Annotated in this window: 6 protein-coding genes; 5 read left to right on the top strand and 1 reads right to left on the bottom strand. The window is 55.7% G+C overall.

All coding sequences use genetic code 11. The annotated features are described in order from the left end of the window. Positions 1 to 519: 519 nt before the first annotated feature. The 5 genes from AAC060_RS15590 (at position 520) to AAC060_RS15570 (ending at position 8,294) form a co-directional block, all read left to right on the top strand. Positions 520 to 1,770 (top strand): lipoprotein-releasing ABC transporter permease subunit, encoded by a 1,251-nt coding sequence (locus AAC060_RS15590; protein WP_339827961.1) that lies wholly within the window; start codon positions 520 to 522, stop codon positions 1,768 to 1,770. Next, positions 1,763 to 2,449, top strand: a complete 687-nt coding sequence (locus tag AAC060_RS15585; RefSeq protein ID WP_339827959.1) for an ABC transporter ATP-binding protein — start codon at positions 1,763 to 1,765, stop codon at positions 2,447 to 2,449. The genes AAC060_RS15590 and AAC060_RS15585 overlap by 8 nt, the downstream gene beginning before the upstream one ends. Positions 2,450 to 2,547: 98 nt before the next feature. Continuing rightward, complete coding sequence (locus tag AAC060_RS15580; RefSeq protein WP_339827957.1) at positions 2,548 to 3,021, top strand: glutathione peroxidase; 474 nt, start codon at positions 2,548 to 2,550, stop codon at positions 3,019 to 3,021. Between the two features lie 111 nt (positions 3,022 to 3,132). After that, positions 3,133 to 6,636: a DNA polymerase III subunit alpha gene (gene dnaE / locus AAC060_RS15575; protein ID WP_339827954.1), complete on the top strand. Its 3,504-nt coding sequence runs from the start codon at positions 3,133 to 3,135 to the stop codon at positions 6,634 to 6,636. Positions 6,637 to 6,686: 50 nt separating this feature from the next. Beyond that, positions 6,687 to 8,294, top strand: coding sequence for a long-chain fatty acid--CoA ligase (locus AAC060_RS15570; RefSeq protein WP_339827952.1), 1,608 nt, complete (start codon positions 6,687 to 6,689; stop codon positions 8,292 to 8,294). Here AAC060_RS15570 and AAC060_RS15565 read toward each other — a convergent pair. Beyond that, positions 8,291 to 9,391 carry a PA0069 family radical SAM protein gene (locus tag AAC060_RS15565; protein ID WP_339827949.1) on the bottom strand — a complete coding sequence of 367 codons (1,101 nt, stop codon included), beginning with the start codon at positions 9,389 to 9,391 and terminating at the stop codon, positions 8,291 to 8,293. The genes AAC060_RS15570 and AAC060_RS15565 overlap by 4 nt on opposite strands. Positions 9,392 to 9,395 lie beyond the last annotated feature (4 nt).

Here is a 9,395-nt window from a genome sequence, read left to right as displayed (position 1 = left end):
AAAACGATTCATATCTATATCCTCTTCAATTGAGCAATGTAAATCTGGACCCGCAAAAGCGGCATCCGGTTCGCTGTTGTGAAACCCGAATGGCGTCTCACATCAGTAAAGATATGTTCAAAATGGGATATTTCAAGAGAAAGAAAAACACGGATTTCCAGTAGTTTGGAAATTTATTGCGGGCAAAAAAACGCCCGGATGCCAATCAGCACCCGGGCGAAAATGGTGACGAATTAAATCGCCCCCTGTTTTCCCTTCATATTCAACGCCGCGTGTCCCCCAACATTTGGCGGAACCTGAAAGGATCCCTGAACCATGACCCGTTAATCGAGATGTTTGATTCTGTTTCCATCTCTGATCGACTGACATAAATTTGTCATGACAAATTTGGGCGTTTTGACAGATTGATCGTCGCTTGTGTCATATCGGCAACAGCAGATTTACCACTATGACGCTTGCTTGCCCCAGCCAGCGACCGTAAAGGTAGGACAACCTGATCCAAGGAAGTTTTCGCAAATCATGCTCCTGTCCCGTTATGAATGGGTAATCGCAAAACGCTATTTATTACCCGGCAAGGGGGAGGGTTTCATCTTCCTCGTTGCCAGTATCAGTCTGGTTGCGGTCATGCTGGGTGTCGCCGCGTTAATCGTGGTGATGAGCGTCATGAACGGTTTTCGGGCCGAACTTTTTGACAAGATTGTCGGCCTCAACGGTCACGCCGTGATCCAGGGCTATGGTGGCCGTCTGCCCGATTGGCGCGACTTGCTGGAGGACACCCGGAATACCGAAGGGGTTGTTTCGGCCTCGCCATTGATCGAACAGCCGTTGCTGACCACGTTCAACGGACGGGTCGAAGCCGTATTGGTGCGGGGCATGCTGGTTCCGGATATATTGAACAATGAAACGCTGGACGGAAAAACCGTAGCCGGTGATCTTGCGCGTCTCGAGCCCGGGGCAGGGCGCGTCGGCATCGGCAGCCGTCTGGCGACAACCCTTGGCGCACAGGTGGGCAGCCGGATCACCATTATCAATCCGCAAGGGCGCTCGACGCCGTTTGGAACGGTGCCGCGAGAGATTGCCTATGAGGTGGCCGCGATTTTCGAGGTCGGGGTCTATGATTATGACAAGGCCTTTGTCATCATGCCGATGGAAGACGCGCAGACATTGCTCCTGCTCGGCGATCAGATCGGGATGATCGAAATCAAGACCAATGACGCGGATAATGTGAGTAATATTATAGCGCCGCTGATTCCAAAGGTGGCGGACCGCGGTGTCATAACCGACTGGCAGACGATGAATGCGTCCCTGTTCGAAACGCTGCAGGTCGAACGCGTGGTGATGTTTGTGATCCTGTCGATCATCATTCTGGTTGCCGTGTTCAATATCCTGTCTTCGCTGATCATGCTGGTTCGGGCGAAGACCCGGGACATAGCCATATTGCGGACGATGGGCGCATCGCGCGCTTCGCTGCTCAGGATTTTTGTCACCGTCGGGACCTCGATCGGGATGCTGGGCATAGCCGCGGGCATCGGCCTCGGTTTGATTGCGATTTATTTCCGCCAGAATGTGATCAATTTTGTCCAGTTGATTACCGGACAGAATTTGTGGGACCCGTCGATCCGCTTTCTGACCGAGCTGCCGGCACGAACCGATCCGATGGAAGTCGTCGGCATCGCAGGACTGGCGCTGCTCTTCAGTTTCCTTGCCACGCTTTATCCTGCCTATAAGGCAGCCAGTACCGATCCGGTTCAGGTGCTTCGTTATGAGTGATCAAGTGAACCAGAAAACGGTAGAATTACGAGATGTCCGGCGTAGCTTTGTGCAGGCGGACGTCAAGATAGAGGTGCTTCGCGGCGTCAATCTCGACATTAATGCAAATGAAATTGTTGCGCTTGTCGGCCCTTCCGGTTCGGGGAAATCCACGCTGTTGCAAGCGGTTGGATTGCTCGAAGGCGGGTTTGAAGGCTCTATCAAGCTGAACGGTGAAGAAACCGCGCAATTGCCTGCCAGCGGTCATACACGGATCCGGCGCGATTTGCTTGGCTTTGTCTACCAATTCCACCATCTGCTGCCCGATTTTTCGGCCCTGGAAAATGTCGTGATGCCCCAGTTGATCGCCGGTGTGTCCCAAAAAGCGGCTGAACAAAGAGCCGAAACGCTCTTGCGCAGTCTTGGGCTGGGCGATCGTCTGAACCACACACCGAGCAAATTGTCCGGTGGTGAGCAACAACGGGTAGCGGTCGCGCGCGCGCTGGCCAATGCGCCGAAGCTGGTGCTGGCGGATGAACCGACTGGCAATCTTGACGAAGCAACAGCCGAACTGGTTCTGGCGGAGTTTATCAGTCTCGTACGGAAGGAAGGCAGCGCGGCATTGATAGCGACGCATAACGAACGCCTGGCCGCTAAAATGGACCGGGTTGTCCGGCTCCACGACGGGATTTTAACCTAGTCTTTTCAATTTGAAGCGAGATTCGCTTTGACTTTTCTGACTTGAGTATCAATCTGAAGGCCATACCGAACGAAAAAATCAAACAATGCGGGGCGCATATGACGGTTACTGAATTTCAGGTGAAGCAGGCGGATGGATCCATTGAGGACTTGGCTGCTCACAAGGGCAAGGTGCTTTTGATCGTGAACACCGCCTCCAAATGCGGTTTTACCCCACAATATGAAGGGCTCGAAAAGCTTCATCAGGAATATAAAGACCAAGGCCTCGAGATATTGGCTTTCCCCTGCAACCAATTCGGCCACCAGGAGCCTGGAAATGCCGACGAAATCAAGAATTTCTGCTCGCTAAACTATGATGTGAGCTTTCCGTTGATGGAAAAAATTGAGGTCAATGGCGATAATGCCGATCCATTATGGAAATATCTGAAATCTGAAAAATCAGGTCTTCTGGGGTCCCGGATCAAGTGGAATTTCACCAAATTTCTGGTCGACCGGGAAGGCAATGTCGTCGCGCGTTACGGTCCGGCGGTTAAGCCGGAGCAACTGAAAAGCGAGATTGAAGCTCTTCTGTAAAAGCCGCTTTTGGAATGATCTGACTAAATAGCTGTGGACAAATGGTCGATAGTTGAGCGCTTCGTGATCGTCACCATATGCAAGACCATATTGCTACGTTAGTCTGACATTATGGCCCATATCCCGTTCGTCCATCTTCGCGCCTTTTCCGCCTATACAATCCTGGATGGTGCTATGGAGCCGGCCGCGATTGGCGCTGCTGCCAAAGAGCGCGGATTTCCGGCCGTGGCGCTCTGCGACCGTATCGGTCTGTTCGCTTCGATGGCCTTCGATGACGGTTGCCGTTCCAAAGGCGTCCAGCCGATCACCGGCTGTTTCCTCCGCGTGGCGCGTCCCGGCGGCCCGGAAAAGGACAAACCGGTTCTGGACTGGCTCGCGCTCTATGCGCAGGACGAGCAGGGATATGAAAATCTCTGCAAGCTGGTTTCCGCTTCCCATCTCGATCGACCCAGCGAGCTCGACGCCCACGTCGGGATGGATATACTGGCCAGTCACAGCGATGGCCTGCTGGCCCTGACCGGCGGCGGCGAAGGCGCACTGGCGCGACTGATCGCGGAAGAGCAGCAAAGCGAAGCCGAAGCATATTTGTCATTGTTGCAACAGCTTTTCCCGGGACGACTTTATATCGAGCTTTCCCGCCGCGAGGACCCGGTTGAAATCGCTGCTGAATCGGGTCTGATCACACTGGCGATGGATCGTGATATCCCGCTGGTGGCGACCAACCCCAGCTGTTTTTCCGAACCCGGTTTTCACGAAGCGCATGACGCGATGAAATGTATCGCCCAATCCGCTTATGTCGAGAATAATGACCGCGAGAAACCGTCCAAACATCTCTGGATGAAAAGCGGCCTGGTGATGGAAGAGCTGTTTTCGGATATTCCGGAAGCGTTGGAGAATACTCTGGTTATTGCGCAGCGATGCGCAACTTCCCCGCCCAAAAGAGATCCGATCCTGCCCAGTCTGGCTGGCGATCTGGCCGGAGAAATCGAGCAATTGCGGCGCGATTCTACCGCGGGTCTGGAACGGCGACTGGCGGTTCTCGATCTTGCCGATGATGCCGAACGGAAGAGCTATTTCGATCGACTGGAGTTCGAACTTGATGTCATCGTCAACATGGGATTCCCCGGCTATTTCCTGATCGTTGCCGACTTTATCAAATGGGCGAAGGATCATGATATTCCGGTTGGTCCGGGCCGTGGTTCGGGTGCTGGTTCGGTTGTCGCATGGGCGCTTACCATTACCGATCTCGATCCGATCAAACTCGGCTTGCTGTTCGAACGTTTCCTCAACCCGGAACGTGTCTCGATGCCGGATTTCGATATCGATTTCTGCGAAACGCGGCGCGGCGAGGTTATTCGCTATGTTCAGGAAAAATATGGCGACCGGCAAGTTGCCCAGATCATTACCTTCGGAAAACTGAAGGCCCGCGCGGTGCTGCGCGACGTCGGCCGGGTATTGCAAATGCCTTATGGGCAAGTGGACCGGTTGACCAAGATGATTCCCAACCATCCCACCGATCCCTGGGATTTGAAGCGTTCGCTCAACGGTATTTCGGAACTGGCGCAGGAATATAAGCAAGCGGATGTAAAGCGACTGTTTGACCTGGCGATGAAGCTGGAAGGTTTGCCGCGTCACAGCTCGACCCATGCTGCCGGTGTCGTGATCGGTGACCGTCCGCTCGATCAGCTGGTGCCGCTTTACCGCGATCCGCGTTCCGACCTGCCCGTGACCCAGTTCGACATGAAATTTGTCGAAAAAGCCGGTCTGGTGAAATTCGACTTCTTGGGCCTTAAAACATTGTCGGTGTTGAAGAAGGCGGTCCAGCTGCTCGCCGAGCGCGGGATGGAAGTCGATCTGGATGGATTGAGCTGGGAAGACGAGGGCGTCTTCGATCTGCTCCAGCGGGGCGACACCGTGGGTGTGTTCCAGCTGGAATCGGAAGGCATGCGGCGCACGCTGGCCGCCGTGAAACCGACGAATTTCGGCGATATTATCGCGCTGGTGTCGTTGTATCGCCCTGGTCCGATGGACAATATTCCGCTCTTCGGCGACCGTAAAAACGGTCGCGCCGAAATTGCCTATCCGCATCCTTTGCTCGAAGGCATCCTGAAAGAGACTTACGGTATTTTCGTCTATCAGGAGCAGGTGATGCAGGCGGCGCAGATAATCGGCGGCTATTCGCTTGGTGAAGCCGATCTGCTGCGCCGCGCCATGGGTAAGAAGATTCAGGCGGAAATGGATGTCCAGCGCAGCAGGTTTGTTTCAGGCGCGGCGGAAAAAGGTTTGAACAGCGACCAAGCCAACGAACTGTTCGACTTGATCGATAAATTTGCCGGCTATGGTTTCAACAAAAGCCACGCGGCGGCCTATGCGCTGCTCGCCTACCAGACAGCCTGGCTGAAAGCGCATTATCCGCATGAATTTTACGCGGCTTCCATGTGTTTCGATATGCATCAGTCTGACAAGCTCAGCATTTTTGTCGATGATATGAAGCGGCTGGATGTGGCGGTGTTGCAGCCTGCGATCAACAAAAGTCGACCCAATTTTTCCGTCGAGGAGCTGCCCGAAGGCGGCTTTGCCGTCCGATATGCGCTCGCCGGACTGAAAAATGTCGGGGAAAAAGCGATGCAGTCCTTGGTCGCCGAACGCGCCGCCGAAGGTCCGTTCTCGTCGATCGAGGATTTTGCCAATCGCATCGATCCGCATGGGCTCAACAAGCGGCAGCTGGAAAGTCTGGCCTCTGCCGGTGGATTCGACGAACTGGAGCCCAATCGCGCGGCGGTTTATGACGGCGCAGACATGATATTGTCGGTCGCCAACAGCGCGGCGGATGCGCGTGAAAGCGGGCAGGGCGGGCTGTTCGGCGAGGGCAGCGCTGGCGGCGACATGCAGGCGATCAGATTGCCGGAGGGCAGCAACTGGTCACTCAACGAAATCATGGTCCACGAACGAGATGCCTTCGGCTTTTATTTCTCGGCCCATCCGGTTTCCCAGTTCCGGGCCGTTACGACGTCACTGGGCGCGCTGACTTATGCCGCCTTGTGCAGCGAAGGTCCGATCGGGGAAGGGGTGCGCAAGCCGGCGGTCATGGCCGCACTTGTAGAAAAAGTGCGCTGGCGTGACAGCCGCAGGGGCAAACGCTTTGTGCTCGCCGACCTGTCGGACAGCAGCGGTCAGTTTTCCGGCAGCTGTTTCGACGAGGACCAGTGCAAGATATTGGCGGAACTGGCAGATCAGGGCGGCTGCGCGTTGCTCAATGTCGAGCTTGACCAGCAGTCTGAAGATGAAAATCCGCGGGTTGCGGTCCGGCGCGCCCAGCCGCTCGAAGGACTGGAAAAAACCACCAGAACATGCATGGAGCTGGAAGTGCATGATATTGCCGGATTGCACGAGTTGACCAATCTGGTGGCGCCATTGGTCGGTGGCTATAGTGAACTGGTGGCAACCATGGCCGGACCTGATGGCGATCCGGTGACAGTCTGTCTGGGTCGCTCCTTCCGTCTGGATGCAGAAACCGTCGAGATGCTGGAACGGGTCAACGGAATCTCCGGCGTCCGTCTGGGCGCGGCTAGACCCATGCGAGTGGCGAAACCCAAATTAAGGCTTGTCAGCTAGCGCTAAACATTTCAGGACCCGGCCAAAGATAACCTGTTTGGAGAGACAATATGGCCGGTGCAATGCAAGCTAGCGCACTCAAGATTACCAATTTGATCGATCATGCTGCGAGAGAACATGGCGCTCGCGAGATTGTCAGCTACTGGGCGGATGGCAACATCACGCGCAGCAACTGGGCTGAAGTCGGGCTTGATTCGCGCAAATTCTCGCAAGCATTGCAACGCCTCGGCATGAAGAAAGGCGACCGGGTCGCCACCATCGCCATGAACCATGCCCATCATTTGATCAGTTGGTATGGTTCCGCCGGCATCGGAGGCATCCTTCACACGGTCAATCCGCGCCTGTTCGAGGAGCAACTGATCTATGTGATCAATCACGCCGAAGACCGGGTGCTGTTGTTCGATAAAATGTTCGCTCCGATCGTCGAACTGATCAAGCCGCAGCTCAAAACGGTGGAACATTATATCCAGTTTGACGGCGAGAAAGGTGACTATACTACCTTCCGCGAACTGCTGGATGCGGAAGACGGCGATTTCGAATGGGTCGACGTCGATGAAAATGATCCCTGCGGTCTTTGCTACACCAGCGGCACCACCGGCAACCCGAAAGGCGTGCTGTACGAGCATCGTTCGAACGTCCTTCACGCGATCACCGAAGTGCAGCCGGATGTTATGGATCTGGCGACCCGCTCGGTGATGCTGCCGGTTGTTCCGATGTTCCATGCCAATGCCTGGGGACTGCCCTTCGCTTGCGCAGCGGTCGGAGCAAAAATGGTATTTTCCGCCAGCAATGACGCGGCGGTCTTGTGGAAATTGATTCGCGAAGAAGGCGTGACGCATAGCGCCGGCGTTCCTACGGTATGGCTATCCATGTTTGCCGACCTGGACGCCAACGGTGGCGATTATGGCAAACTGGGCGTGGTCGTGATCGGCGGCTCGGCCTGTCCGCGCTCGATGATCGAGCGATTGATGAAAAACGGCGTTCGTGTCGCCCATGCCTGGGGCATGACCGAGACGTCGCCGATCGGCACAGCGGGCTCGCTTCCGGCCAACTGGGACGAACTTAACTTTGACGAGCAGGTTGATGTAATCTGCAAACAGGGCAGGCCGCCGTTTGGCGTGGAACTGCGCGTCATCGACGAAGAAGGCAATGTTGCCCCTCGCGATGGCAAGACCAGCGGCACGCTGGAAATTCGCGGGCCCTGGATTGTTCAACGCTATTATCGCGCGGACGAAGATGCGGTGGAAGATGATGGCTGGTTTGATACCGGCGATGTGTCGGTGCTGCATCCCGACGGCACGATGCAGATCACCGACCGCGCCAAAGATGTGATCAAGTCAGGCGGCGAGTGGATCAGTTCTATAGAGCTGGAAAATGCGGCTGTCGGTTGCCCCGGTGTTGCCGAGGCGGCCGCTGTGGGCGTCTATCACCCCAAATGGGATGAGCGGCCGCTGCTGCTGGTAGTGCGCAAACCCGGCAGCGATGTTTCGCAAGCCGATGTGATCGAATATCTCGATGACAAGGTCGCCAAATGGTGGCTGCCCGACGAAGTGAAATTCGTCGATGAACTGCCACATACCGCCACTGGCAAGATCCTGAAACGGACGCTCCGGGACGAATATAAGGATTATAAGCTGAAGAGTCTGGCGGACGCCTAGAAAAGCTCCATCTGGCTGCCGGAGATTATCGGGCGCCGGAACAGATCGGTTCTGAGGGTGATTTTGGCCTTGTTCAACCCAGCTTTGCGCGACGCGATGGTGAGCCGGGTGCGGATGAGGTCTGCCCACGGGCCCTGACCGCGCATACGGCTGTGGAATTCCGGATCGTTGCGCTTGCCGCCGCGCATCTGTCGGACAATGCTCATCACTTTTGACTTGCGCTCGGGATAATGGCTTTCAAGCCATTGTTCGAACAGCGGCGCTACTTCGTGCGGCAGCCGCATGGGAATGAAGGAGATGCTGCTGGCACCGCAATCGGCTGCCGCGGCAACGATCGCTTCAATCTCGTGATCGGTGATGCCCGGGACGACGGGCGCGATATTGACGTGCACATAGATGCCGGCTTCGCTGAGTTTTCGAACAGCCTCAAGCCGCCGGTCGGGAGAGGGGGCTCTGGGTTCCAGCAATCGCGCGGTCGTTGAGTCGAGCGTTGTGACGGAAATCGTGACAGCGGTGAGCTGCTGGACCGCCAGTTGGACCAGCAAATCAATATCCTCAATCACCCGATTGGATTTGGTGGTGATGACCACCGGGTGCAGCGCCTCCAGCATCACTTCCAATATTTGCCGTGTGATCCGGTAATGTTTTTCAATCGGCTGATAAGGGTCGGTGTTGGTGCCGATCGCGAGGCTTGCGGGCTGATAGTTTGGTTTTGCAAAAGTCTGGCGGAGCAGATCGGCGGCGTCGGGCTTGGCGAACAGCTTGCTTTCGAAATCAAGTCCCGGTGACAGATCGTGATAGGAGTGGCTTGGCCGGGCATAGCAATAGACGCAGCCATGTTCGCAGCCCCGATAGGCGTTGATTGAACGATCAAACGGCAGATCGGGTGATTTGTTGTAATTGATGATCGATTTGGGAAATTCGGTCGTGACGGTGGTTCTCAGCTTGGTGCTGCCAATGTCGTCGAGAACGGCTCGCTCGTCCAGCCAATCGCCGTCAATCTCCCGGTCCTGCAGATTGAACCGCTGCGGAACCGCGTTGGATGGTGCCCCCCGGCCTTTTCGCGGCGGAGGATAGATTGTGCTTTTGTCGGCCATTCAT

This window comes from uncultured Parasphingorhabdus sp. (genome assembly GCF_963975555.1).
Taxonomy (GTDB): domain Bacteria; phylum Pseudomonadota; class Alphaproteobacteria; order Sphingomonadales; family Sphingomonadaceae; genus Parasphingorhabdus.
The sequence above is the reverse complement of the archived record's forward strand: the minus strand, read 5'-3'. Positions and strand labels throughout refer to the sequence as shown.